Genomic DNA, 25,583 nt, shown 5'->3' on the forward strand with positions numbered 1-25,583 from the left:
CTTCACCGACTCAGGAAACCCCGCCCGATCATGAGCGCCAGCCAGACCATCCGCATCGCCCTGGTCGACGACCATTCGCTGGTTCGCGACGGCGTGCGCGCCCTGCTTTCCACCCGCCCGCTGTTCGAAGTGGTCGGTGAAGCCGAGAACGCCGTTCAGGCGCTGGCAATGTGCGAAGAGGTAAAGCCGGACATTCTGCTGGTGGACATCGGTCTGCAGGACATGAACGGGCTGGAACTGACCCAGCTGATTCGCCAGCGCTGCCCGGCGATCAAGATTCTGATCCTGAGCATGTACGACAATCAGGAGTACGTCGCCACCTCGATCCGCGCCGGGGCCAGCGGCTATGTATTGAAGAACGCCCCGTCGCGGGAAATCGTCGCCGCCATCGAAGCCATCGCCACCGGCGGCACCTTCTATAGCGCCGAAGTGACGCTGAAACTGGTGTCCAGGAAAACCGAGGAAAACGAGCTGACCCCGCGCGAAGTGCAAGTGCTGGTGGGCTTGGCCAAAGGGCTGGACAACAAGACCATCGCCCGGGATCTGGCGATCAGCGTACGCACGGTCGAAACCCACCGCTTGAGCATCCGCCGCAAGCTGAAAGTCGACAAACCGGCGGGGCTGGTGAAATACGCGATGGAGCATGGGTTGTTGTTGCCGTAATCCTGTACTCCACACGTACAAGGCCCGACACGACTACTGTGTTGTGCCTGCTACTGCTCACACAGATTCCGCGTTGGGTTTTCCAGCAGGTGTAATCACCCCTGCGGCAACACCTTTTCCGCCGTCTCCTGATCAACCGGCAGCGCAAACCGGAACGTCGCACCCTGCCCCGGCACATCCACCAACTCGATCCGGTGCCCATGCAATTGCAGAATCTGGTGCACGATTCGCAGCCCCAGCCCGCCATCGCGGCGCGCGCCGCCGATGTTGAACGGTCGCAGAAACAGCCCCTCGCGCAGTTCGGCGGCAATGCCCGGCCCGCTGTCGCTGACCGTCACATCGACAAACCGGCCTTTGGGCAGCAGCGATACCTTGACCTCGCCGCCGTTGGGCGTATGGCGCAAGGCGTTGTCCAGCAGGTTGGTCAGCACCCGTTCGATCAACCCCAGATCGGCATGCACACCGGGAATCGACGGCGCGAAGTGCGGGGTCAGGGTCACGGCCTTGGCCTCGGCGCTCAGCTCGAACTTCTGGAAGATGTCCTGCACCAGATCGGTCAGGGAAAAACGCTCCACCACCGGCACCACGAAGCCATGTTCCAGACGCACCAGCTCGAGCAGCGACTGCGCCAGGCCTCCGACCTTGCGGCTCTGGTCCAGCGCAATGCCCAGATAACGCCGCCGCTCCTCGGGACTCAGGCTGGCGTCCTTGACCGACAACACCTCCAGATAGCCATGCAGCGATGCCAGTGGCGTACGCAGGTCATGAGAAATATTCGCCACCAGTTCACGGCGGTCCTGACTTTGTCGGGTCAGGGTCCGCCACTGCTCGCTCAGACGGTTCTGCATCTGCTTGAACGTGGCATCCAGCACCGCGATTTCATCGTGGCCCTGACGCACAGGTTCCGCCGACGCCACAGGCAGCGTGACGGGAGCGGCGTTGATATCGAAGCGTCCGACGGAATCGGTCAGGCGCCGCAACGGCCGGGTGATCCAGCCAAACGCCGCAAGACCGGCCAGCAGGCACAACAGAGCGATCAGGCCAATGGACCACAGCGCGGTACTCAAGGCCTCGCTGGTGGCGCCGCGCTCGGCGAAACGGTCATGGGCCTCGCCCAACAGCACGACGTACAGAAACCCCGACGGCTTGCCCATCACCATCAGCGGCGCGGCACTGAACACCTTGCGCGCGTCCAGGCTGCGTGGATCGTCGCCCAGAATCGGCAGTGGTGCGCCACTCAGCAGCTCGCGTACCGGCTCCAGATTGATCCGGTCACGCAGAATCCGATCCTTGGGTGCCGCATCGCCGACGATCTTGCCGTCCATGTCCAGCAGATAGACCTCGACGCTGGGGTTGACCAGCATCAACTGACTGAACAGCTCGCGCACCGCGTCCGGCTTCAGGCCGTTGGCGTCCATCAACTGGGTATCGCGGGCGATGTGCTGCGCGAGATCGCGAGACAGGCCCTGCACCACTTCCAGCTCATGCATCTTGTTCGAGCGCACCTGCAACAGCACCGAGGTGCCGCAGCAGATCAGCAACAGCAGCGCGAACACCAGCGACAGGCGCTGGGTCAGGGTCATCTTCACGTTGCGCTCCCCGACGATTCGCCCGGTTCGGCGAACTTGTAGCCTCGCCCCCACACCGTGAGGATGCGCAGCGGCTGCGCCGGATCGGCCTCGATCTTGGCGCGCAGGCGATTGATATGGGTGTTGACGGTGTGTTCGTAACCTTCGTGGTTGTAGCCCCAGACCGAGTTCAGCAAGTCGAGCCTTGAAAACACCTTGCCCGGCTGGCGAGCGAAGAAGTACAGCAGGTCGAACTCCCTGGGCGTCAGGTCCAGCAAGCGGCCTTCAAGGGATGCTTCACGGGTCAATGGATCGATGAACAGACCGGCGCTGGACAGGCTGCCCGCTTCCATCTTCAGGTTGCGCGCCATGGCGTCGACCCGCCGTAACAACGCCTTGACCCGCGCCACCAGTTCCATCATCGAGAAGGGTTTGGCGAGGTAGTCATCGGCGCCCAGTTCAAGCCCGAGAATCCGGTGCATCTCGCTGGAACGGGCGCTGGTGATGATGATCGGCGTGTAGCGGGTCATGGCGCGGGCGCGACGGCAGATTTCCAGGCCGTCGACGCCGGGCAGCATCAGGTCAAGGATCAGTGCATCCCAGCCGCCCTGCTCCAGCAGGCGCAGGCCCTTCTCGCCATCGGCGCTGTGCACCACGTCGAAGTGCTCGTCGCGCAGGTGCAGACAAATCAGGTCGGCGATATGGCTATCGTCCTCGACCACCAGAATGCGTTTGGGCTGATCCATTGAAAGCAAACCTTACAGGCGCATCGGTCGCGCAATGTCGCCATTGTGCCGATTTTGTCGGCGGGCAGTTATCACGAATTGTTTAACTCTCGGTGAGGATTCCGGGAACAGCCGGCGCCTAGTCTTGCTCCATCGCATCAGAAGCCTGCCCGGACACCGGAACAGGCTGTGCAGAGGAGAACATCATGCTTTCAAGAAGACAGTTCATGGTGCTGAGCAGCAGCGCCGGGGTCGCCGCCATCGCACTGGGCGTGTTACCCAAGTTTGCCGATGGCCAAACCCTGACACCTCAAGACTCGCCAATCGGCAGCTTCGAAGTCAGCCACAGCGACGCCGAGTGGCACAAGTTGCTCAGCGACGAGCAGTTTCAGGTGCTGCGTCGCGAAGCCACGGAACGCCCCTACAGCAGCCCGCTGAACGACGAGCACCGGACCGGCACGTTTGCTTGCGCGGGTTGCCAGCTGCAGCTGTTCTCCTCGACCACCAAATTCGACAGCCACACCGGCTGGCCCAGCTTCTGGCAACCGCTGGACAACGCCACGGCCATCCGCACCGATACCTCGTTCGGCGTGCTACGCAAGGAAGTTCATTGCCGCCGCTGCGGCGGGCACCTCGGCCACGTCTTCACCGACGGCCCGAAACCCACCGGCTTGCGGTATTGCATGAACGGTTTGGCGATGAGTTTTGCCGAGCAGGCGTGACCTGGCCAATGCGACGCATGCCCCGCAGCAGCACGGCTTGACGACGGTGGCGCGAGTGGCACCGCTATCGCCGGCAAGCCGGATTGCTGCAGGGAGATCATCCCTATGTACACCGACCAGACTTTTGATCCATTTGAAGGGAATTAACCCATGTTACTGATCATCCTTGCCTACCTCGGCGGCGTCCTGACCATCGTCAGCCCGTGCATCTTGCCGGTCCTGCCGTTCGTTTTCGCGCGCACCGGTCAACCTTTCGTGCGCAGCGGCCTGCCGTTGCTGGTGGGCATGGCCGTGACCTTTGCGCTGGTTGCCACGCTGGCGGCGGTCGGTGGCGGCTGGGTGGTCCAGCTGAATCAGTACGGTCGCGGTTTGGCGCTGATCTTCGTCGCGCTGTTCGGCCTCACGCTGCTGTTGCCCAAACTCGCCGAGCGTCTCACCCGGCCGTTAGTGGCTGCGGGCAGTCGCCTATCCGAAAATGCCGGGGTGGACGCCAGACCCAGCCCGTGGGCATCGTTCATGATCGGCGTTGCCACCGGCCTGCTGTGGGCCCCGTGCGCCGGGCCGATCCTCGGTCTGGTACTGACTGGCGCCGCGCTGCAAGGCGCAAGCGTTGGCACCACGTTACTGCTGCTGGCTTACGCCGCGGGCGCCGCGACTTCCCTGGCACTGGCATTGCTGCTGGGCGGCAAAGTGTTCAGCGCCATGAAGCGCTCGCTGGGCGCAGGCGAGTGGATTCGCCGCGGTCTAGGGGCTGCGATGCTTGCGGGTGTTGCCGCCATTGCGCTGGGTCTGGACACCGGGATTCTGGCCAGGGTCTCTACCGCATCAACCGGTGGCTTGGAACAGTCGTTGGTAGGACGCCTCACGGGCCACGCCCAAGCCGACAGCAACGTGATGCAGGGCGGCGCGATGATGGCGCAGAACATCCCCGGTCGCGATGAAGCAGGCGCCAGCATGCAAGCCTCCGGCGCGATGATGATGGCGGCGAAAAACACGACGCCGAGCCTGCCGGTGGAGGGCCAGTTGCCGTCGCTCGATGGCGCCGTGCAATGGCTGAACTCTGCACCGCTCACCGCTGAACAGCTCAAAGGCAAAGTGGTGTTGGTGGATTTCTGGACCTACTCCTGCATCAACTGCCTGCGCACCCTGCCCTACGTCAAAGCCTGGGCTGACAAATACCGCGACCAGGGTCTGGTGGTGATCGGCGTTCACGCGCCTGAATTCGCCTTCGAGCGCGACGTGAAAAACGTTACCAAGGCCATGGCCGACCTGGGCATCAACTACCCGGTCGCCATCGACAACGACTACAAGATCTGGCGCGCCTTCAATAATCAGTACTGGCCGGCCCACTACTTCGCCGACGCCAAAGGCCAGATCCGTTATCACCACTTCGGCGAAGGCGCCTACGACGAATCCGAGCGAGTGATTCAGGAACTGCTGCGTGAAGCAGGCAACCAGCAGATCACCACTGATCTGATCGATGCCAACGGCAACGGCGTGCAACAGGCCGCGGACATGCGCGAGGTGAAATCACCCGAAACCTACCTGGGCTTCGAGCGCGCCGAAAACTTCGTGTCCCCCGGCGGTGCCAAGGGTGACCGCGTCGCCAGCTACAGCACACCGAATACCCTGGCACTCAACAACTGGGGTCTGGACGGCCAGTGGAACATCGGCTCGGAACGCGCCAGCCTCAGCGCCCCCAATGGCAAGATCGTCTACCGCTTCCACGCCCGTGACCTGCACCTGGTACTCGGCCCGGGCGGCGACGGCAAACCGGTGCGCTTCAAGGTCATGATCGATGGCCAGGTGCCCGGCGAGTCCCACGGCACCGACGTCGCACCCGACGGCAGCGGCACCGTGACCGAACAGCGCCTCTACCAACTGGTACGCCAGGCGGGTGATGTCGGCGATCACACCTTCAGCATCGAGTTCAGCGACCCGGGCGTGTCCGCTTACGCCTTCACTTTTGGTTGATTCCACAGCGTTTCAGGAGTGTCAGACATGACCACATTCAGCGTTGCACGCTTCACCTCTGCTCTACCCGCCTGGCGCCGCAACGGCCTGCGCCTGATGCTTGGCGCGGCGCTTCTGCAAACCGCCGCCTGTTCGTTTGCCGCCGAAGACGCGGTCAGTATCGCGCCACCGCAAAAGGATGAGAGGGTCAGTTCCTCGACTACCGAAACGGCCGTGCTGGCGGGCGGTTGTTTCTGGGGGGTTCAAGGGGTGTTCCAGCATGTCCAGGGGGTGAAGAAAGTCGTGTCCGGTTACGCCGGCGGCAAGGCCGATACTGCGCAATATGAGCGCGTCAGCGAGGGTGATACCGGGCATGCCGAATCGGTGGAGATCACGTTCGATCCGTCGCAGGTAAGCTACGGCAAGCTGCTGCAGATCTTCTTCTCGGTGGCCCATAACCCCACCGAACTCAACCGCCAGGGCCCCGACCACGGCACGCAATACCGCTCGGCGATCTTTGCCGAAAGCCCGGAACAGCAGGCCGTCGCCCAGGCCTATATCGCTCAGCTGGATGCCGCCAAGTCGTTCAATGCGCCGATCGTCACCAAAATCGAGCAGTACAACGGCTTCTACCCGGCCGAGGATTATCACCAGAACTTCCTCACCACCCATCCGACCTACCCCTACATCGTGATCAACGACCTGCCGAAGGTCGGTCAACTCAAGCAACTGTTCGCCGACCGCTACAGCGAACAGCCGGTGTTGTTGAAGACATCACAGTGATCCCGTCCCGTAGCAGCACGGCTTGCCGGACTGCTACGGGATGTCGTGGCGGCCACAGATCTGCACAAACCAAAGTATGACCGCCAAAAACCTACGTATCGGCCTGTGGTACCAAGGTACAAGTGACGCCCGCCATCGGCAGGGATACCTTTTAATCATTCCTGTCATCCAGGCCCGACCTCTCTGAAAGCTGTGGGACACAGACCGTACCGGACAGGCCCGTAACGATTACTGCGAGGAAAGTCACATGTTTGCCGACATCGATCCAGTATCCGAGCTGCATGCCGAGTTCGCCGCCGACGCCCACGGCCTGTACACCACTTTGCACGGCCGCGACCGCGAGCTGTTTTTGCAATTGTTGGATGAGCATCTGCGCACCACGCAACAGGTCGGCGGGTTCGCCCGGGAAGTGCGCTGGCGTTTGCGCAAACTCAACTACCAGGCGATCAAGGAACTGTTCAAAAGCCTCGATCAGTCGACCCAGCAGTTCATGCTGTTCCTGCACGCCAGGATTCACGGATTGGGCGGCAGGATCGCTCAGGACCAGCTGCCTGCGTCGCCGTTGGCCGACGCTGAACAAGCCCCGGGTTTTCGCGAATGCTTCAAAGAAATTCATCAGTTGTCGCAGCAGCTCACCCTGCTCACCGCACGCGCTCAACGCTTCATGGACCGTGCGGTGGATGCCGGCGATTACGCCACCGCCAACCTGGTCAGCGAGTTGCTTTACCGCACCAATCAGCTGATCTGCAAGATCAAGATGGACATTCCCTCAGGTGCCTCGTTCACCAGTGAATGCCGCCAGCCCACACGCCCGCACACCTGGTTTTCAACCATGGAAGTCTGGGCGCAGAGCCCCGGATTGCTGGCCGTCAGCGCCGCCGAAAGTTACCGTTTCTGAGTCCGTTTGCAACACCCTTTCTCTCCTCCTTTAGCGCCCGAACAGGGCGCTTTTTTTGTGTAATACCTCAATGACGAACGTCATGGGCCCGTCATGATTTTCACCTATTGAGTAAGGAGGTCTACGCTGATCCAACCCGAACGACGCGTGTAATTCACCGACACCCTCCAATTGCGTGTAGAGGTCCTTGCCATTCGCGGGCAAAACGCTCTAAAACGGGCCCTGCGTTCAAGCGAAGCAGACACCGCAACAAGAGAAAAACGCACGACTGTGCAATAAAAAAATCGTTGAACCCATAAGACTGACCGTCCCAAACCGGAGCCTGATAATGAATAAACTCACCACAGTGGCGGGTGCACCCGTCGTCGACAACCAGAACTCGCAATCAGCAGGCCCGCGCGGTCCGTTGATGCTGCAGGACGTGTGGCTGCTGGAGAAACTGGCCCATTTCGACCGTGAAGTGATCCCGGAGCGCCGCATGCACGCCAAGGGCTCGGGCGCGTTCGGCACTTTTACCGTGACCCACGACATCAGCCGCTACAGCAAGGCGCAGCTGTTTTCTGAAATCGGCAAGCAGACCGACATCTTCATCCGCTTCTCCACCGTGGCCGGTGAGCGCGGCGCCGCCGATGCCGAGCGCGACATTCGTGGCTTCGCCATCAAGTTCTACACCGAGCAAGGCAACTGGGATCTGGTGGGTAACAACACGCCGGTATTCTTCCTGCGCGATCCGCTGAAATTCCCGGACCTGAACCACGCCATCAAACGCGACCCGCGCACCAACATGCGCAGCGCCGACAACAACTGGGACTTCTGGAGCTCGCTGCCTGAAGCGCTGCACCAGGTCACTGTGGTCATGAGCGATCGTGGTCTGCCCAAGTCGTACCGTCACATGCACGGTTTCGGCAGCCACACGTTCAGCTTCATCAGCCCGCAGAACGAGCGTTTCTGGGTCAAGTTCACCCTGAAAACCGAGCAAGGCATCGAGAACCTCACCGATCAGGAAGCCGCGGATCTGGTGGCAGGTGATCGCGAAACCCACCAGCGCGACCTGTACGACAGCATCGAAAAGGGTGATTTCCCGCGCTGGAAGATGTTCGTGCAGATCATGCCGGAGCAGGACGCCAACACCTACAAGATTCATCCGTTCGACCTGACCAAGGTCTGGCCGCATGGCGACTACCCGCTGATCGAAGTCGGCACCCTGGAGCTGAACCGCAATCCGGACAACTACTTCCACGACGTGGAGCAGGCCGCGTTCAACCCGGCCAACGTGGTGCCGGGCATCAGTTTCTCGCCAGACAAGATGCTTCAAGGCCGTCTGTTCTCCTACGGCGATGCCCAGCGTTATCGTCTGGGGGTCAACCATCACCAGATCCCGGTCAACACCCCGAAATGCCCGGTCAACAGCTACCACCGCGACGGCCAGATGCGAGTCAACAGCAACGCTGGCGGCACCATCGGCTATGAGCCGAACAGCAAGGGTGCGTGGATCGAACAGCCGGATTTCTCCGAGCCACCTCTGGAACTGCACGGCGCGGCGGCCAACTGGGATTTCCGCAAGGACGATGACGACTACTATTCCCAGCCTCGTGCGCTGTTCCAACTGATGACCCCGGCGCAGCAGCAAGTGCTGTTCGACAACACCGCGCGGGCCATCAGCGGTGCGTCGGCAGTGGTCAAGCAGCGTCATATCGATAACTGCACCAAGGCCGATCCGGCCTATGGCGCGGGTGTCGCGGCAGCCATCGAACGCATCGGCTAACGACATTCGGCGTTGACACAAGGGGGTGTTCAGGCCACGGTACTGACACCCCCTTTTTCTTGCGCCCTTTTTCTTCGAGAGCGACCGGCCATGAACGAACTCCAGCAACTGAACGAAAGCCACGGCCTCTTGCTGGTGTTCGTCAACGTGTTGCTGGAGCAGATCGGTCTGCCGGTCCCGGCGTATCCGACACTGATCGTCACCGGCGCGCTGGCCATGCAAAGCAAGCCTTTGCTGGGCGCCGGCGTTCTGGTCGCAATGCTCGCCTGCCTGATCGCCGACGCCCTGTGGTACTGGGCGGGCAAGCGCTATGGCGGCGTGTTGCTCAAATCCATCTGCAAGATTTCGCTTTCTCAGGACACCTGCATTCGCCAGGGGTTGAACGTTTATGACCGGGTCGGACCGCGCGCCATGTTGCTGTCCAAGTTTCTGCCTGGCGCGGGGGCGCTGGTCACCACCGTTGCGGGCATGAACGCCACGCCACTTCCCATTTTCATTCGCTATTCGCTGGCGGGCTCGTTCATCTGGGCAGGTTCGGCACTGTTGCTGGGCATGCTGTTCACCGATGCCATTCTGCCGCTGCTGGACTGGCTGACCGGCTATCTGCCGCTGGCGATTGGCTGCGTCGTGGCAGCGCTGGCCTTGTTCATCAGCTGGAAATACTGGAAACGTCGGCGCCTCTTGGCCCGCACCTCACAAGTGCCGCGCATCAGCGTGCCGCAACTGCTGGCCCTGCGCGACACGGTGGATGCCCCCGTGATCATCGACGTGCGGCCCAAGTTTCACACGGCTGTCATCGAAGGCATTCCTGGCGCGGTATCGATCAGCCTCGAAGAACCGCTGGAGCCTTGGGTCGAAAAACTGGCTGACGTCGACATGGTGTTTTACTGCGCCTGCCCCAACGAGCTGTCGGCGGCATTGCTGGCGCAAAAACTGCGCGCCCACGGCCTGACCCGAGGCAAGGCGCTGGTCGGCGGGCTGGACGCGTGGCGTAAGGCACAGAACGAACCCTGCGACTCATCGGGCGAAACCGCTACCGCCTGACGACGCTCGTTGTCCTCAAGCGATATCGATCACGACTTTGCCCTGATTGCCCGCGCTGCTGACCCGCTCATACGCCTGATTGACCTCTGTGAGGGTAAACCGCTGCGCGTCCAGCAACACCCGCAACTGCCCCGCTTGCGCCATCCGCGTCGCCTGGGCCAGGATTTCGCCGTGGTGTTTGCGGCCCGTGCCGGTCAACAGCGGCAACAAGGTGAAGACCCCGGAATAGGTCGCGCCGCGGAACGACAACGGCGCCAACTTGTGCTCGCCCCAACCCAGGCAACTGAGCACGTGGCCGGTGTAGATTTTCACGGCGGCGAACGAGGCATCCAGCGTGCTGCCGCCAACGGTGTCGTAGACAACGTCAAAACCTTCGCCGTCGGTGTGCTGCGCCATGTAGTCGTCGACTGTGCTGCTGCGATAGTCGATAGGGGTTGCGCCGAAACTTTCGATGGCCGCTCGACTGTGCGCAGAGCCTGTGGCAAACACCTCGGCACCCCGTGCCTTGGCGATCTGCACCGCAACATGCCCGACCCCGCCTGCGCCGCCATGAATCAGGACCTTCTGCCCTGCGCGCACATTGGCGCGGTCCACCAGCCCTTCCCACGCGGTGATGAAGATCAGCGGCAAGGCGGCAGCCTCTCGCATGCTCAGGTTGTGCGGCTTGCGCGCCAGCAGGTCAGCATCGACCGCAATGTACTGCGCCAGCGCGCCCTGATTGCCGCCGATGCCACCGGCCATGCCGTACACCTCAGCACCGACCGAGAATGCCGTTACATCCTCCCCGAGCCTTTCCACCACGCCCGCCAGGTCCATGCCCAGCACGGCGGGCAAAGTCTGATTGGCATGGCCGCCCTTGCCCGCAGCGATCTTGGTGTCCAGCGGATTGACCGCGCTGGCCAACACCCGTACCAACACCTGACCCGGGCCTGGCTGCGGGACGGGTAAGTCTTGCAATACGAGAGGCTGTTGATGTTCGACAGCGACAGCAGCGTGCATGGTGGTGCTCATGGTGTACTCCAGATTCGGGGGCCCGTCGCGGGGCGTTGGAGAGAGTCTGGCCCCATGGCTTGATGCCGATAAGACGACAAATGCCTATAGTACTTATTCCTGAACCTACCCAAATGAGCTGACGATGGACACTCTCGAGGCGATGTCTGTTTTTGTGCGCGTGGTCGAACGCGGCAGCTTCTCCGCCGTGGCCCGCGAGTTGGGTACGACCCAACCCACCATCAGCAAGCAGATCAGCGCCCTGGAGCAACGCCTGGGCGGCCGCCTGATCGCCCGCAGCACCCGACAACTGTCGCTGACCGATGAGGGACAACGTTATTACCAGCAATGCCGGGACATCCTCGCGGCCATCGATAACGCCGAGCACAGTTTCCAGACCGGACGCGAAGCGGTGGCCGGGCCGCTGCGGGTAGCGTCGTCTGTCAGTTTCGGCCGTTTGCAGCTTGCACCACGTTTGCGCGGGTTTCTTCAGGTTCATCCGCAAGTCAGCGTCGACCTGCAGCTCAGCGACCAGAATGTGGATCTGCTCAGCGAAGGCGTCGATGTCGCCATTCGCATTGGCGAACTCAAAGACAGCAACCTGATCGCCCGCCAGATCGGCCTGACTCGGCGCCTGACGGTGGCCTCACCCGCCTACCTGGCGCAGCATCCGGGACCGCAGACGCCTGAAGAACTGGCGCAGCACAATTGCCTGCTGTTCACCCTGCTGAAGCAGTTCGACACCTGGAGTTTTGATGACGGCCGTTACAGCGTGCAGGTCAGAGGCAACGTGCACAGCAACAACAGCGAGGCGATTCGGGAAATGGTGCTGAGCGGGCTCGGGATATCGCTGTCGCCTTCATGGCTGTACCGCGAGGACATCGACGCCGGTCAGGTCGTACAGATTCTGCCCAACTACACGCCCTCGTCCCTGCCGATCTACGCCGTGTTCCCGGCCAACCGCAGGCAGTCGGCACGGGTGCGGGCGTTTGTGGATTTTCTGGCGGAGGCGTTTGCGCAAGACCCGGACCTTAGGTCGAATAGCTGAATCATGGCGGTAGATACGGCCCCTTCGCGAGCAAGCTCCCTCCCACGATTGGCGGTGATCGGATCGACCGCGTAAGCCCGGTAGATCGCAAAAAGCAACGCGGATCGCATTATGTCGGCGACCACCGTCTACCGTGGGAGGGAGCTTGCTCGCGAAAACTGACTTCCAGCCGCTGGATAGGCAGCGTCTGTACTTGCCCCTTCGCGAGCAAGCTCCCTCCCACGGTTTTGGCGGTGATCGAACCCAAGGCATAAGCCCGACAAATCGCTGAAAGCAGCGCGGATCGCATTATGTCGGCGACCACCGTCTACCGTGGGAGGGAGCTTGCTCGCGAAAACTGACTTCCAGCCGCTGGATAGGCAGCGTCTGTACTNCAAACGCATAAGCCCGGTAGATCGCAAAAAGCAACGCAGATCGCAATCTGTCGGCAATCACGTTCTACCGTGGGAGGGAGCTTGCTCGCGAAAACTGACTTCCAGCCGCTGGATAGGCAGCGTCTGTACTCGCCCCTTCGCGAGCAAGCTCCCTCCCACGGTTTTGGCGGTGATCCGATCAAACGCATAAGCCCGGTAGATCGCAAAAAGCAACGCAGATCGCAATCTGTCGGCAATCACGTTCTACCGTGGGAGGGAGCTTGCTCGCGAAAACTGACTTCCAGCCGCTGGATATTTAGCGTCTGTACTCGCCCCTTCGCGAGCAAGCTCCCTCCCACGGTTTTGGCGGTGATCCGATCAAACGCATAAGCCCGGTAGATCGCAAAAAGCAACGCGGATCGCGATCTGTCGGCAATCACGTTCTACCGTGGGAGGGAGCTTGCTCGCGAAGACTGACTTCCAGCCGCTGGATAGGCAGCGTCTGTACTCGCCCTTTCGCGAGCAAGCTCCCTCCCACGATTGGCGGTGATCGGATCGAACGCGTAAGCCCGGTAGATCGCAAAAAGCAACGCGGATCGCGATCTGTCGGCAATCACGTTCTACCGTGGGAGGGAGCTTGCTCGCGAAAACTGACTTCCAGCCGCTGGATATTTAGCGTCTGTACTCGCCCCTTCGCGAGCAAGCTCCCTCCCACGGTTTTGGCGGTGATCGAACCCAAGGCATAAGCCCGACAAATCGCTGAAAGCAAACCCGCTGGGTTTCAGTGCAACACACTTTGCAAAAACTGCCGGGTACGCGGGTGCTCAGGCGCGGAGAAGATCTGCGCGGGCGGGCCCATTTCGACGATCTTGCCGCCGTCGAAAAACACCACCCGGTCCGCCACTTCACGGGCAAAGCCCATCTCGTGGGTCACCACGATCATGGTCATGCCTTCCGCCGCCAGGCCCTTCATCACGTTCAGCACCTCGCCCACGGTTTCAGGGTCCAGCGCCGAGGTCGGTTCATCGAACAGCAGCAGCCGCGGTTTCATCGCCAGTGCGCGGACGATTGCGACACGCTGTTGCTGGCCGCCCGACAATTCGCTCGGATAGCCCTCTGCCTTGTGCCGCAGTCCGACACGGTCCAGCAAGGCCAGCGCATTGGCCTGGGCGTCAGCCTTGCTCTGCTTCTTGACCTTGACCGGTGCCAGAATCATGTTCGCCATGACCGTCATGTGCGGGAACAGCGTGTAATCCTGAAACACCATGCCGATGTCTTCACGCAAGCGAGCCATGGCCTTGCGGTCGTCGGCGCGCACCGAGTCACCGCCATCCACCACCACGCTGCCCGCCGACGGCTCCTCCAGGCTGTTGAGGCAGCGAATGAAGGTCGATTTGCCGGAACCGCTCGGGCCGATGATCACCACCACCTCACCCTGCGCCACGTCCAGATCCACGCCCTTGACCACCTCGACCTCGCCGAAGTGCTTGTGCAGTCCTCGCACCGTCAACATGCTTTTCATAGGCCAGCCTGCGCGCGCGTAGCGGCTTGCAGCTTGTCCTGGGCGACTTGCAGACGATCACGTCGCGCCTGGTTGGCCTGACGCTCCACCTGCAGGCGCGCATTGGCCCGCAGCAAACTTGGGTGCAGCGACGACAACGCCGGCCCCCCCGCAGAATTGCGAGACTGCACGTTGGCAGTCGGGTCCAGGCATTCGCGGACCTTGTGCGCCGGCAGATTCAACGCGTGCCCCAGTTGCTCCATGGCGCAGGCGTCGACCATGTCGGTGTCGATTCTATGCGCGGGCAAACCCGCGTCCATGGCCATGCGCACTGCCGCGCCAACCACGTGATGTGCCTCACGAAACGACAGATCGGCTTCGCGCACGATGAGGTCGGCAAGACCGGTCGCGGTGGAGAAATCGTCACCGGCACGACGCACCGCCAGGTCAGCATTGGGGATCGCCGTGCGCAGCACCAGTTCCAGCAGTTTCAGGCAGCGCAGGGTTTCTTCCGCCGCTTCCCAGAAACCCCGCGTGCCTTCGCGGTTGGCGTCGCCGGTGTGAGAAAAATTGCTGCCCTTGACCGTCACGCTCGCCGCCATCAGCAGACCGACGATATGCCCGGTGCGGCCCTTGAGGTATTCGAGCACGGTGGGGTTTTTCTTCTGCGGCATGATGCTCGACGTCGCCGCCACGCTGTCCGGGAAATCGATCAGGCTGAACTCGTGGGTGCTCCAGACGAAGTAGTCCTGCGCCACGCGGCTCCAGAACACCGACAGCAGGCTCAAATGCGACAGGCTTTCGAGAATGAAATCCCGCGAACCCACCGCATCCAGCGCGTTGTCCAGAAAGCCGTCGAAACCCAGCAGTTCTGCGGTGCGCGCACGGTCGATGTCGAACGGCGTACCGGCAAACGCAGCGGCGCCCAAAGGGCTCTGGTTCATCGACTCCAGGGTCTGGGTCAGGCGCTTGCAGTCACGCTCCAACGCCTGCTCCACCGCCGACAGGTAATAGCCGTAGGTGATCGGCTGCGCCGGTTGCAAATGGGTGTAGCCCGGCATCACCACTTCGGCGAAGACTTCGGCGTTGTTCAGCGCGGTCTGGCGGGTCTGGATCAGCGCATCGATCAGGCTCATCAGCACTTCCCGGCAGCGCAGACGGTCGAGGGTCGCGAGGATGTCGTTGCGGCTGCGCCCAGTGTGCAATCGGCCGCCGATATCGGTGCCGATCTGCTCGATCAGGTGCGCCTCGTAGTTGAAATAGGCGTCTTCGCGGGACGGATCGAGGGTTACCTCGCCGGGTCCCGCGGCTTCCATTTCCAGCACGCCCTTGGCCAGTGCCGTCGCGTGTTCGCCGCGAATCAGGCCCTGCTCGGCGAGCATCACGATGTGCGCCTTGTTGACGTTGCCCAGGTTGATGAAGCCATCGGCGAAACCTTCCAGGCGCGGCCGGTAGATGTACTCGTTGACCTCAGGGGCGGTGGTTTCTTTCAAGCGACGACTGACTTTGGATTCTTGCATGATCAAACCCCTTGACGAGTTACGCGCATCGCCGGACGACCCAGGCGACGTTCGAGATAACGGCTGAGCCAGCTCAGCAATGAACAGATGACGAAGTACACCAGCAGTACCAGCCCGTAGACGCTGAATGCGGGGCTGACGCCGGTCATGACCGTGGAGCGTTCGACGATGATCTGGCCGACCTTGAGAAACTCGCCGACCCCCACCAGCGCGCCCAGCGACGTGGCCTGCACCAGCATGGTCAGCAGCCCTGTGTAGGCCGGCAGAATTGCCTTCATGGATTGCGGCGCAATCACATGCAAGTAGATCTGCAAAGGGCGCAGGCCCAGAGTCCAGGCGCTCTTCCATTGGTGGCGGTTCACCGATTCCAGCCCGCCCCGAACGATCTCGATGCCATTGGCGCTGCCCCACAAGGTAAGGCCAGTGACCACCGCAGCGAACGGGCTCAGGTCGAGCCCGAGCATCGGCGCGCCGAAGAAGATGAAGAACACGTTGACGATCAGCGGGATCGAGCGGAACAGCTCGACATAGCCGTGAATCACCAGGCGCAACAGACGATTCTTGAGCGTCGCCAGCACACCGAAAACGGCCGAGATGATCGTGGTGAACAGCAGGATCACCAGCGCCAGGCGCACGGTCATCCATAAGCCCTTGAGCACGAACCCCCAGTTCTCGATCAGAAAATTCATCGCAACCTCAGTGCCTGAAAGGACGTTGCAGGTGGGCAGACAGGCGTCCGGTCAATAGCGAAAGAACCGCTACCAGCGCCAGGTACATCACACAGATCGCGCTGAACATCTCGATGGCACGGAAATCCGTAGCGATGCGGTCCACCGCCACGAAGGTCAGTTCGGCAAGCCCGATGGCTTGCAGGTACGACGAGTTTTTCAGCAACGAGATCGCCGTGTTGAGCACCGCAGGCAGGCTGGTGCGAAAGGCGATCGGCAAGGCCACCAGGCACAGATACTGGTGAGGCTTGAGGCTCAGGGCCATGCTCGCCTCGCGCATCTTGTGTTCCACCGTGGCCAGGCCGCCGCGCATGTTCTCCACCTGATAGGCCCCCGCCCACAACGACAGGCAGAACACCCCGGACCAGAACAGCGACAGCTCAAGACCTATCGCTGGCAAGCCATAAAAGATGAAGAACAGCTGCACCAGAATCGGCGTGTTGCGGATCAACTCCACGTACAGCGCCACGATCTGCGCCAATACCGGAATGCGCATCGCCCGTGCCGCACCGCCAAGGACGCCGATCAGCAGGGAGAATGCGATGGCCAGCAGCGAAACCCGTAGCGTCATCAAGACCCCGTCGAGCAGCGCCGGCCACTGCGCCAGCAGGTAATTGAAATCGAAATCCATGACAGCGCCCGGTCAGAGTGTTTCGGCGGGTTTGGCTTGCTCGAACACGCTCAGGTAGTAGCTCTGAATGTTTTCCGGAACGTACTGACGCACCCAGCCGCCGAACAGTTTGTCCTCGTGCATCTTCGCCACTGCGGCGCTGAGGTAGTCACGGAACTGTTCGTCGTTCTTGCGCACGCCGATGGCCGCGTCGGAGATCTGGAACGGCTCGTTGATCAGGCGCGCATCGCTGTCGTTGGCGGCGACCACCACCAACGTCGCGGCGTCGTGGGTGTAGGCATCGGCGCGGCCTTGGCGGAACGTCTGCAAGGCGTCGGCGGCGCTGTTCATGCGCAGGGTCTTGACCTCCGGCATGTGGTCTTCGAACCACTTGGCCTGCACCGAGCCCTTGAGCGTGGCGAGGGTCTTGCCGTTGAGGTCCTTGATCGACTTGATCGGGCTGTCCTTCTTCACCACCACGTCACTGGCACCCCAGCGATACGGTGTGGTGAAGTCGATCACGCGCTGGCGCTCCGGGGTGACGCCGAGGGTAGCGATGAGGAAATCCACTTTGCGCCCCAGCAACTGCGGAACGCGGTTTTCAGCGGTGACGCAGGTGAAGGTCACCTTGTCTTTGGAGCCCAGTGCCCAGAGCGCGATCTGCCTGGACATCTCCACTTCGACCCCGGCGAACTCGCCGTTGCCGTTCTGGAAGCCGTATGGCGGCTGGTCGCAACGCACCCCGGCGCGCAATTGACCGGCGTCCTTGATTTCATCAGGAACCGGCGGCAGTTCCGCGGCATGAACCTGCGCCACACCAGCCAGGGAGACACACGAGAACGCGAGTGCACGACCCAATACGTTCAACGAAAACAGTTTGCATGAGAACGACATATTGCCTCCTGGTTACCTACCAGCGCAGCGCCGCAGAATGCGACGACACGCAACGATTTCAAGGGCAGAGAGCAGCGGGATTTACAGCGCGGTCTCAGGGTTCGAGGTGCGCTTGAACATCGCGTCCGTCTGCGCGGAATCTTCGATGTCGAAAACAGTTATAAAGCCTCTAGCTCATGCCAACAAATGACAATACATTGGTCACCCATACCGAATTGATATGGCCTGCCATGAACTTCAAACAAGTCGAAGCCTTCCGCGCCGTGATGTTGAGCGGCTCGATGACCGCCGCAGCGGAGTCGCTGCACACCTCGCAACCCAACATCAGCCGCCTGATCGCGCAGCTCGAACGGGCCAGTGGCTTCAAACTGTTCGAGCGTGTGGGCGGCCGCCTGTTGCCCACGGATGAAGGCGCGGCGCTGTTCGCCGATGTGGAACGGGCTTTCATCGGCTTGCAAAGCCTGGAGAAGTCGGCGCAGAACATTCGCCAGGGCGGGACGGGTCAGTTACGCATCGCTGCCGTGCCGTCGCTGTCACTGACGGTGTTGCCGAAGGTCATCCAGCGTTTTCGTAAGGAAAACCCCGACGCGGCCATTTCGATCCACACCAGCGATTCACCGATGGTTGCCCACTGGGCGGCCTCGCAGTTCTGTCATGTGGGGCTGGCGTCATATGTTGGCGAGGACATGCCCGGCGTGCGCACCCGGAAGATCTGCGACGTGCCGGGGGTCTGCGTGTTTCCCAAGGGGCATAGGCTGGGGGAACTGAAGTCGGTAAAACCTGAGGATCTGAAAGGCGAGGAATTCATTTCGCTGTCGCTGAACGACGGCTCGCGCACCCGAGTGGATCGGGCGTTCGCCGGCGATAAGGAGCACCGCAAGTTGAACCTGGAAACGCCTTATGCGGCAACCGTGTGTTCATTGGTGGCGTTGGGGCTGGGGGTGAGTATCGTCAGCCCGATGGTGGCGCTGGAGTACCTGCACATGGGCATCGAAACCCGCCCGTTCCTGCCGCAGATCCGCTTTTCGACGTACCTGCTGCTGCCAGAGGATCGGCCGCAGAGCTTGCTGAGCCAGCGTTTTGGGGTTTTGATCGAGGAAATGCTGACCGAAGCGAGCAAGGATTGGCAGGGGTAGCGCACCCAGCCGAAAGTCGCCAAGTGGGCACGACCGGAGAGCCGCGCCCCTGGTGTACGCATGACCTTGTGGGAGCTGCTGGAGCTGTGGAACAGCTGCGATTGCGGTGGTTCAGCTGATTCGTTTTCTAACTGATCCACCGCTATCGTCCGAATCGCGGCCCGTACCGTCGTGACCTCCGGCGTCTCCCACAGGTTTTGTGGCGTGGCGAACATTCGCAAACACGCCACAACCCGCAGGCCAGCGCACCTGCAACAGGCAACACCGTCCCTGTGGGAGCTGCTGGAGCTGTGCGACAGCCCGGGCCGCGGTCGGACGATAGCGGTGGGTCAGTCGCAGCTGTTGTTGTCTGACACACCGCTTCGTCCGAATCGCGGCCCGTACCGTCGTGACCTCCGGCGTCTCCCACGGGGATTGGGGGCGCCACATGTTTGGGTCCGACGCGATACCTGTGGGAGCTGCCGGAGGTTACGACGGTGGCGAAGGCGGCATGCCTGTCGCCATTAAATCCCGGCCAGTGCCAGGTCCATCGCGAAGTACGTGAAAATCAGATCCGCACCCGCGCGCTTGATTGCGCCGAGGCTTTCGCGCACCACGCGGCCTTCGTCGATGGCGCCGGCCTGTGCGCCGAACTTGATCATCGCGTACTCGCCGCTGACCTGATACGCCGCCAACGGCAGGTTCGAGGCTTCACGGATGTCGCGAATGATGTCCAGGTACGCGCCCGCTGGCTTGACCATCAACGCATCGGCGCCTTCGGCCTCGTCCATCAACGACTCGCGCAGGGCTTCGCGGCGGTTCATCGGGTTCATCTGGTAGCTTTTGCGGTCGCCCTTGAGCGCCGAGCCGCCGGCCTCGCGGAACGGACCGTACAGCGACGATGCGAACTTGGTCGAATAGGCCATGATCGGCGTCTGGGTGAAACCCGCCGCATCCAGCGCGGCACGAATGGCCCGCACCTGACCGTCCATCGCAGCCGACGGTGCAATCACGTCAGCACCGGCACGCGCCGCCATGACCGCCTGCTTGCCGAGGTTCTCGATGGTCGCGTCATTGTCGACATGCGCACCGTGCATCACGCCGCAATGGCCGTGGTCGGTGTATTCGCAGAAACAGGTGTCGGACATCACGATCATTTCCGGCACCGCGTCCTTGATCGTCCGAGAAATGCGCGACACCAGACCGTTCTCCTGCCAGGTGTCGCTGCCGGTAGCGTCCAGGTGATGCGACACGCCGAAGGTCATCACCGACTTGATGCCGGCGCGGGCATAGCGTTCGACTTCCTGCGCCAGCTTCGACTCGGGAATGCGGCTCACGCCGGGCATGCTGTTGATCGGCACGAAGTCGTCGACCTCTTCTTCGACGAAGATCGGCAGCACCAGATCGTTGAGGGTGAATTCGGTTTCCTGGAACAGCGCGCGGAAGTTTGCGTTGCTGCGCAGGCGACGTGGACGAGCGGCGGGAAACAGACTGGACATGGCAGTTCCTGAAGAAAATATTCCGGAAAACCGCCGGACGTACGACGTCCGGGCGATATCAATGGCGCGAAGCTTATGCCTGCGCCGTTCTCGATTCAAATGTCGCGGCAATAAAGTCCATTACCGAACCGGTAACAGTGCCATCGAGGTCATCGAACCAACGTCATGCGGCCGGGTCATTAAGCAAGAGCGGCAGCCAATCCCGGTTGCACCTACGCGTGCATCGAGACCAACGTGAACACCTCATCAGACCTGCGCAACAACCGCTCGCTGGACGGCCTCAACTTCTTTCTCGCCGACGTGCGCGACGGGCTCGGCCCCTATCTTGCGATCTACCTGCTGGCTGTCCACAAGTGGGACCCGGCCAGCATCGGGCTGGTCATGACGCTCGCTGGTATAGCCGCTTTGGTCACCCAGACGCCAGCGGGTGCGCTGATTGACCGCACCCGCAGCAAGCGTCTGGTGGTGGTAATCGCCGCCCTGCTGGTGACTGCCGGTTGCCTGGTATTGCCGTTCATCCATTCTTTTACCTGGGTCACGGTTACCCAATCCCTCAGCGCCATCGCGGGGTCGGTGTTTGCCCCAGCCATCGCTGCGATCTCATTGGGGATCACCGGGCCCAAGGCGTTCACTCGCCGTACCGGTCGCAATGAAACCTGGAACCATGCCGGCAATGCCTGTGCAGCGCTGCTGGCCGGCGGTTGCTCGTGGCTGTTCGGGCCGATTGCGGTGTTTTACCTGATGGCGTTCATGGCAGCGGCGAGCATCGTGGCGGTGAGTTTCGTCGACGGCAGCGCCATCGATCATGAGGTCGCCCGGGGTTTTGACCCTGGCGTTCAGCAGGCAAACGAGCAACCCAGTGGCGTGGCGGTACTGCTGCACAACCGGCCGCTACTGGTCTTTGCGATCTGCTGCGGACTGTTTCATCTGGCCAACGCCGCGATGCTGCCGCTGGTCAGCCAGAAGCTCTCGCAGATCGACATCCACCTTGCCACGCCACTGACCTCCGCCTGCATCGTCGCCGCACAGCTGGTGATGGTGCCGGTCGCCTGGCTGGTGGGCGCCAAGGCCGACAGCTGGGGACGCAAGCCGTTGCTGCTGGCGGGCTTCATCATCCTGCCGCTGCGTGGCGTGTTGTATGTGCTGTCCGATAACCCGTACTGGCTGGTCGGAGTGCAACTGCTCGATGGCATCGGCGCCGGGGCGTTTGGTGCCCTGTTGCCGCTGGTGGTCAAGGACCTGACTCAGGGCACTGGCCGCTTCAACGTCAGCCTCGGGGCGATTTCAACGGTTTTCGGCCTGGGCGCGGCGCTGAGCAACGGCTTGGCCGGGCTGGTGATTCGCGAAGCCGGTTACAGCGCCGCGTTCCTCACGCTGGCCGTGATTGCCGCGCTGGCCTTCGTGTTGCTGTGGCTGGCCGTGCCCGAGACCCTTGCCCTGCATGCCGAAACGCCTGAGCAACAGCGCCACGACGAGGCTGGCGATACCAATGCCCACGGCCAGGCCGAGCAAGGCCCGGTCACCTGAGTGATCGCGCACAGCAGCGAAAAACCAGGGCGCGAAGGCCGACAGGATGAACCCCGGGGCCACCAACCGCCCGAGTAATCGGGCGTACTGGCGGTGCGCGAAAAGCTCGAACGGCAAACTGGCGCGCAACAGCGTCGAAAGCCCGTTGAGTGCGCCGTAGCCAAACACGAACAGACACGCCAGCATCACTCTGCCCTGGGCCATCAAGCCCAGGGCGAAACACAGCGGCAGACCAACGCTCACAAACAGATTGAGCGACAGCGCAGACGTCGATCGACCGAACAGGCTCTGGGTCAACCGCGCGCTGGTCTGGCCGATTCCCCACAGCGCCACGAGGCTGATCGGTGCGCCCATGCCCGCCAGCAAACCGGGCAATTGCGGCCCGAGTCCGGCTGACAGCACGCCAATCAGGGTTACGCTCAGGCCGTAGAGAATCTGCCGCGACAGGGGTGCCGGGATGTCTTCGTGTTCGCTCTTCGCTTGGCAATCTGTGCCGATTACAGCCCCCCCTTTTGGCAAAACGAAGAGCAATGCGGCGCTGACGACGGCAAGCGCAGCATAGATGAGTGCACCACTGCGCCAGCCCAGGCTTACCTGCAGGGCGTGCCCCAGCGGCCAGAACACCGCTGAAGACAATCCGCCGAGTAAGGTGATACGCACCATCGCCGGTCTGGCGCGCTCACCGGCCAGCCCCGCCAATGTCGCGAACAAAGCGTCATACAGCGAAAGCCGCATGCCGGTGCCTAACAGCATCCAGGTGAGGTAATACGCAACCGGTGAATCACAGAACGCCAGCAGCACGCAACCGAGCGCATTGATCAAGGTCCCCAGCTGCAGAACATTGCGCCCGCCAAAGCGCTCGATCAAACGACCGGTCAGGGGCGACACCAGCCCCATCACCACCATCGCCACCGACAAGCCGGCGAACACCTGCGGCGCGCTCCATCCCAGATCGCCGACCATGGCCTGGCCGAAAGCGCCGAGCAGGTAGAACGACACGCCCCAGTTGATCAGTTGCCCGAGCCCCAGCGGCCAGACCACCCGGTAGTCCAGTGCGGCGCTAGCCACGGGGCACGCAGGCGGAGCCCTCGCCCAGTTCGCGCTGCATCAGCACGGTATCGAGCCAGCGCCCATGTTTGAAACCCACCGACTCGAACACCCCAACTTTTCGAAACCCAAGACGCTCATGCAGGCGGATCGAGGCAATGTTTTCACTGTTGCCGATCACCGCCACCATCTGCCGCCGACCGCCTTCGATACAACGCTGGATGATCAGGTTCAACAAAGCCTGACCGATGCCCAGCCCTGCCATGCCTTCGCGCACGTACACCGAATCTTCGACAGTGAAGCGATACGCCGGGCGCGGCCGATAGAGGGTTGCGTAACCATAGCCGACCACCTCGCCGTCGCGCTCGGCCACCAGATACGGCAAACCATTGGCACAGACATCGGCGCGGCGCTGGAGCATCTGTGCAACGTTCGGCGGCTCCAGCTCGAAACTGGCGGTGCCGTGGATGACGTGGTGGGCGTAGATCGCCTGTACGGCAGGCATGTCGTCTTCATGGGCGTCGCGCAGGATGAGAGTGTCGGGCATGAGTAGTCTTCTTGAACGAAAGTGCGGGGTAATGGCTTTTGCTTGCTGTCACTGACGCAATCATGACGCGCCGATATACCAAAACAAAGTTATGATTTGTCATCCTCAGCATAAGTAAAACTTTGCCATGCAACGGCTCAATCTCAATCACCTGCACACCTTTGCCCACGTCATCCGCCACGGCAGTTTCTCGGCCGCCGCTGAACGCCTGAACCTGACTCAACCCGCCGTCAGCCTGCATATCCGCCAACTGGAGCAGCGCCTGAACCTGCGGTTGATCGAGCGAGTAGGCAAACGCATTAAGGCGACTTCCGCCGGCAGCACGCTGCTGGAACACATCGGGCGGATTGATGCGGTGGTGGAAGACGCTTTGCTCGACCTCGCCAGCCACGCGCAGGGCGTCGCCGGACAGATCGCTATTGGCACTGGCGCGACAGCCTGCATTCATCTGCTGCCGCCCATTCTGCAAACCTTGCGTCGGCAGTTCCCGGCGCTGGACGTGCGAGTCAGCACCGGCAACACCGACGGCATTCTGCGTGCGGTCGAGGAAAACCGGCTGGATCTGGCGCTGGTCACCCTCCCCGCCGCCGGACGCAGCCTGTCGATCACGCCTCTGCTGGACGACGAGTTTGTGGCGATTTTCAGCGCCGAGCAAAAGACCCTCCCGCCCGCGATCACACCACAATCGCTGGAAACTCTGCCGCTGGTGGTGTTCGAAGCAGGCAGCAGCACCCGCTTGCTGATTGATGAGTGGTACCTGCGTGCGGGCTTGCGCATCAAGCCGGTGATGGAACTGGGCAGCATCGAGGCAATCAAGGAAATGGTCGCGGCAGGCCTGGGTTACAGCATCGTGCCGCGGATGTCGGTTGCAGCTGCTCACCATCGGCGGGGTTTGCAGGTGCAGCCATTGACTCCTCCGCTGAGCCGCACGCTGGGCATTGTGCTGCGTCAGGACAAGCCGTTGGGCAAGGCCTTGCGCCAGGTCCTTGAAGCCTTGCAGACGCTGGCGCCGTGATTGGGTTTAGAATGCCGCCCTTTCTTCACAGCTGAACCGCCGCCACCCCATGAATGCCGACGCCCTGAATACCCTCAACGAGCACCTGCTCGCCGCCCTCGCCCCAGCGCCCGCCGAAACCCGCCGCCTGTTCCACGGCCGCGGTCGCCGCTGGCCGGGCCTGGAGCAGCTGACCGTGGACTGGATGCAGGGCGTGGTACTGGTGTCGCTGTTCAAGGAACCTGCGGCCGATGAACTGGACGGGTTGAAACGCCTGCTGCTGGATCTGATGCAGACACAGGCCTGGAAAAACAGCGAAGCCCACACGTTACTGCTGCAACACCGCTACCTGCCCGACAGCCTGACCGAAACCCTGCTGGGCGAGATGCCGGATGACTGGACCCTGACGGAAGGCGGCCTGCGCTACCTCGTGGATTTCGGCAAGAAACAAAACACCGGCCTGTTCCTCGACATGCGCTACGGTCGCGATTGGGTCCGCGCCAACGCCGCAGGCAAACGCATCCTTAATCTGTTCGCCTACACCTGCGGGTTTTCTGTGGCCGCCATCGAGGGCGGAGCGGATTTCGTGGTCAATCTGGACATGTCTCGTGCTGCGCTGAGCCGTGGTCGCGACAACCACCGCCTGAACGGCCATGACCTGGGCAAGGTCAGCTTCCTCGGCCATGAGCTGTTCAAATCCTGGGGCAAGGTGAAAAGCGGCGGGCCGTACGATCTGGTGATCATCGACCCACCCTCGTTCCAGAAAGGCAGCTTCCTGCTCACCAAGGACTACCAGCGCGTGCTGCGCAAACTGCCCGAACTGCTGAGCGCCGACGGCACAGTCCTCGCCTGCATGAACGACCCGGCACTCGGCGCGGACTTCCTGATTGAGGGCGTGATGCGCGAAGCACCAGGGCTGCGCTTCGAACAGCGTCTCGAAAACCCGCCGGAATTTGCCGATATCGAGCCTGGAGGTGGGTTGAAGGCGCTGGTTTTCCGGCAGGGCTAAACACTCGCGTAGTAACGGAGCGGCTTGGAACTCTGCAATGGGACCTATCCGTTGGGATTCTGGACTTTGGCGCGGGTCGC

General features: G+C 61.9%; 22 protein-coding genes and 1 pseudogene. 12 read left to right on the forward strand and 11 right to left on the reverse strand.

From position 1 onward, the window contains the following. Nucleotides 1-30 precede the first annotated feature (30 nt). Complete coding sequence (locus BWR59_RS24225; RefSeq protein ID WP_081568170.1) at nucleotides 31-663, forward strand: response regulator transcription factor; 633 nt, start codon at nucleotides 31-33, stop codon at nucleotides 661-663. A gap of 95 nt (nucleotides 664-758) precedes the next feature. On the opposite strand, the gene BWR59_RS24230 is transcribed toward BWR59_RS24225, so the two are convergent. After that, the gene (locus BWR59_RS24230; protein ID WP_081568171.1) at nucleotides 759-2,252 is read right to left on the reverse strand and encodes a HAMP domain-containing sensor histidine kinase; all 1,494 of its coding nucleotides are present in this window, start codon (nucleotides 2,250-2,252) and stop codon (nucleotides 759-761) included. Then, entirely contained in the window at nucleotides 2,249-2,977 is a 729-nt protein-coding gene (locus tag BWR59_RS24235) for a response regulator transcription factor (protein ID WP_081568172.1), read from the reverse strand. The genes BWR59_RS24230 and BWR59_RS24235 overlap by 4 nt, the downstream gene beginning before the upstream one ends. Nucleotides 2,978-3,162: 185 nt before the next feature. Here BWR59_RS24235 and msrB point away from each other — a divergent pair, with 185 nt between their 5' ends. From msrB to BWR59_RS24265, 6 genes are all read left to right on the forward strand, one after another. Further along, the gene (gene msrB / locus BWR59_RS24240) at nucleotides 3,163-3,678 is read left to right on the forward strand and encodes a peptide-methionine (R)-S-oxide reductase MsrB (RefSeq protein WP_081568173.1); all 516 of its coding nucleotides are present in this window, start codon (nucleotides 3,163-3,165) and stop codon (nucleotides 3,676-3,678) included. A gap of 150 nt (nucleotides 3,679-3,828) precedes the next feature. After that, nucleotides 3,829-5,652, forward strand: a complete 1,824-nt coding sequence (locus BWR59_RS24245; protein WP_081568174.1) for a cytochrome c biogenesis protein DipZ — start codon at nucleotides 3,829-3,831, stop codon at nucleotides 5,650-5,652. Between the two features lie 96 nt (nucleotides 5,653-5,748). Beyond that, the gene (msrA, locus tag BWR59_RS24250; protein WP_143490934.1) at nucleotides 5,749-6,414 is read left to right on the forward strand and encodes a peptide-methionine (S)-S-oxide reductase MsrA; all 666 of its coding nucleotides are present in this window, start codon (nucleotides 5,749-5,751) and stop codon (nucleotides 6,412-6,414) included. Nucleotides 6,415-6,661: 247 nt separating this feature from the next. Then, entirely contained in the window at nucleotides 6,662-7,312 is a 651-nt protein-coding gene (locus tag BWR59_RS24255) for a hypothetical protein (protein ID WP_081568176.1), read from the forward strand. Nucleotides 7,313-7,640: 328 nt separating this feature from the next. Continuing rightward, the gene (locus tag BWR59_RS24260; protein ID WP_081568177.1) at nucleotides 7,641-9,077 is read left to right on the forward strand and encodes a catalase; all 1,437 of its coding nucleotides are present in this window, start codon (nucleotides 7,641-7,643) and stop codon (nucleotides 9,075-9,077) included. A 90-nt stretch (nucleotides 9,078-9,167) separates the two neighbouring features. Then, nucleotides 9,168-10,121 carry a VTT domain-containing protein gene (locus BWR59_RS24265; protein WP_081568178.1) on the forward strand — a complete coding sequence of 318 codons (954 nt, stop codon included), beginning with the start codon at nucleotides 9,168-9,170 and terminating at the stop codon, nucleotides 10,119-10,121. 15 nt (nucleotides 10,122-10,136) lie between these two features. Here the strand turns inward: BWR59_RS24265 and BWR59_RS24270 are convergent, their stop codons facing one another. Next, nucleotides 10,137-11,132: a zinc-dependent alcohol dehydrogenase family protein gene (locus BWR59_RS24270; RefSeq protein WP_081568179.1), complete on the reverse strand. Its 996-nt coding sequence runs from the start codon at nucleotides 11,130-11,132 to the stop codon at nucleotides 10,137-10,139. 124 nt (nucleotides 11,133-11,256) lie between these two features. On the opposite strand from BWR59_RS24270, the gene BWR59_RS24275 reads away from it, so the two are divergent. After that, nucleotides 11,257-12,159 carry a LysR family transcriptional regulator gene (locus BWR59_RS24275; RefSeq protein ID WP_081568180.1) on the forward strand — a complete coding sequence of 301 codons (903 nt, stop codon included), beginning with the start codon at nucleotides 11,257-11,259 and terminating at the stop codon, nucleotides 12,157-12,159. A 1,134-nt stretch (nucleotides 12,160-13,293) separates the two neighbouring features. Here the strand turns inward: BWR59_RS24275 and BWR59_RS24280 are convergent. From BWR59_RS24280 to BWR59_RS24300, 5 genes are read right to left on the reverse strand one after another with little or no spacing between them, the layout of a single operon-like run. Then, nucleotides 13,294-14,034, reverse strand: coding sequence for an amino acid ABC transporter ATP-binding protein (locus BWR59_RS24280; protein WP_081568181.1), 741 nt, complete (start codon nucleotides 14,032-14,034; stop codon nucleotides 13,294-13,296). Continuing rightward, nucleotides 14,031-15,533: an argininosuccinate lyase gene (gene argH, locus BWR59_RS24285; protein WP_081568182.1), complete on the reverse strand. Its 1,503-nt coding sequence runs from the start codon at nucleotides 15,531-15,533 to the stop codon at nucleotides 14,031-14,033. The genes BWR59_RS24280 and argH overlap by 4 nt, the downstream gene beginning before the upstream one ends. A gap of 2 nt (nucleotides 15,534-15,535) precedes the next feature. Beyond that, nucleotides 15,536-16,222: an amino acid ABC transporter permease gene (locus BWR59_RS24290; RefSeq protein ID WP_081568183.1), complete on the reverse strand. Its 687-nt coding sequence runs from the start codon at nucleotides 16,220-16,222 to the stop codon at nucleotides 15,536-15,538. Nucleotides 16,223-16,229: 7 nt separating this feature from the next. Beyond that, nucleotides 16,230-16,892, reverse strand: a complete 663-nt coding sequence (locus tag BWR59_RS24295) for an amino acid ABC transporter permease (RefSeq protein ID WP_081568184.1) — start codon at nucleotides 16,890-16,892, stop codon at nucleotides 16,230-16,232. Nucleotides 16,893-16,904: 12 nt separating this feature from the next. Further along, nucleotides 16,905-17,765 carry a transporter substrate-binding domain-containing protein gene (locus tag BWR59_RS24300; protein WP_081568185.1) on the reverse strand — a complete coding sequence of 287 codons (861 nt, stop codon included), beginning with the start codon at nucleotides 17,763-17,765 and terminating at the stop codon, nucleotides 16,905-16,907. A gap of 230 nt (nucleotides 17,766-17,995) precedes the next feature. Here BWR59_RS24300 and BWR59_RS24305 point away from each other — a divergent pair, with 230 nt between their 5' ends. Beyond that, entirely contained in the window at nucleotides 17,996-18,901 is a 906-nt protein-coding gene (locus BWR59_RS24305) for a LysR substrate-binding domain-containing protein (protein ID WP_081568186.1), read from the forward strand. A 503-nt stretch (nucleotides 18,902-19,404) separates the two neighbouring features. Here BWR59_RS24305 and hemB read toward each other — a convergent pair. Then, entirely contained in the window at nucleotides 19,405-20,379 is a 975-nt protein-coding gene (gene hemB, locus BWR59_RS24310) for a porphobilinogen synthase (protein WP_081568187.1), read from the reverse strand. Nucleotides 20,380-20,613: 234 nt separating this feature from the next. Between hemB and BWR59_RS24315 the strand changes: the two genes are divergently transcribed. Continuing rightward, nucleotides 20,614-21,906 (forward strand): MFS transporter, encoded by a 1,293-nt coding sequence (locus tag BWR59_RS24315; protein ID WP_081568188.1) that lies wholly within the window; start codon nucleotides 20,614-20,616, stop codon nucleotides 21,904-21,906. On the opposite strand, the pseudogene BWR59_RS24320 reads toward BWR59_RS24315, so the two are convergent. Together BWR59_RS24320 and BWR59_RS24325 are read right to left on the reverse strand one after the other, a co-directional pair. Further along, nucleotides 21,826-22,974 (reverse strand): annotated as a pseudogene (locus tag BWR59_RS24320) (MFS transporter); the annotation flags it as partial. The gene BWR59_RS24315 and the pseudogene BWR59_RS24320 sit on opposite strands and share 81 nt — an antisense overlap. Then, nucleotides 22,967-23,500 (reverse strand): GNAT family N-acetyltransferase, encoded by a 534-nt coding sequence (locus BWR59_RS24325; RefSeq protein WP_081568189.1) that lies wholly within the window; start codon nucleotides 23,498-23,500, stop codon nucleotides 22,967-22,969. The pseudogene BWR59_RS24320 and the gene BWR59_RS24325, both read right to left, overlap by 8 nt. A 127-nt stretch (nucleotides 23,501-23,627) precedes the next feature. Here BWR59_RS24325 and BWR59_RS24330 point away from each other — a divergent pair, with 127 nt between their 5' ends. Both BWR59_RS24330 and BWR59_RS24335 read left to right on the forward strand, forming a co-directional pair. Further along, entirely contained in the window at nucleotides 23,628-24,515 is an 888-nt protein-coding gene (locus tag BWR59_RS24330; protein ID WP_081568190.1) for a LysR family transcriptional regulator, read from the forward strand. A 49-nt stretch (nucleotides 24,516-24,564) separates the two neighbouring features. After that, nucleotides 24,565-25,503 carry a class I SAM-dependent methyltransferase gene (locus BWR59_RS24335; protein WP_081568191.1) on the forward strand — a complete coding sequence of 313 codons (939 nt, stop codon included), beginning with the start codon at nucleotides 24,565-24,567 and terminating at the stop codon, nucleotides 25,501-25,503. Nucleotides 25,504-25,583 lie beyond the last annotated feature (80 nt).

It is taken from the genome of Pseudomonas sp. Bc-h (assembly GCF_002080045.1).
GTDB lineage: Bacteria > Pseudomonadota > Gammaproteobacteria > Pseudomonadales > Pseudomonadaceae > Aquipseudomonas.